Raw genomic sequence first — 450 nt, 5'->3', positions numbered from 1 at the left:
GGTCGCAGGTTCGAATCCTGTCCCCGCTACCAAGAGGAAATGGCCCTCGGAGGAAACTCCGGGGGCCATTTTCATTCACATCGAGGCTGGTTCGGGGCCGGCTCACTTCGTGAGTTTTTCCCGCATCCCAGGCGCGAGAACGCCGGTAAGAGTGTCCCAGCTCACCGTGACCGGGTAGTAGTCGCCGAGCACGTGGGCGACCGGGATGTAGACGACCAGTCCGTCGTCGTCGGGCAGCCAGTTGGCGAGCTGATCCGCAACCGGTTCGGGCGCAGACTGGTTGGCCAGCTTCTCGTCGGTCGCCATCGCGGACTTGACCCCATCGACCAGCGCGGTCAACCCGGCGGTCTGGTCGGCGAACAGGTCGGTGATCATGATCGGTTCGGCGGTGTGGGCATCGATCACCGTGGTCGCGACGGCGTTGAACGGATGCGCCGCGTGGTCGACGAA

The 450-nt window shown here is 64.4% G+C and carries 1 protein-coding gene; it reads right to left on the bottom strand.

Annotated features, from left to right (window positions below; genetic code table 11):
* Positions 1 to 102: 102 nt before the first annotated feature.
* Positions 103 to 450: hypothetical protein (locus RM780_RS27690; protein ID WP_311633645.1), on the bottom strand; the 348-nt coding region annotated here is incomplete at its 5' end.

This window comes from Streptomyces boetiae (assembly GCF_031845405.1).
Lineage (GTDB): Bacteria > Actinomycetota > Actinomycetes > Streptomycetales > Streptomycetaceae > Streptomyces > Streptomyces boetiae.
The sequence above is the reverse complement of the archived record's forward strand: the minus strand, read 5'-3'. Positions and strand labels throughout refer to the sequence as shown.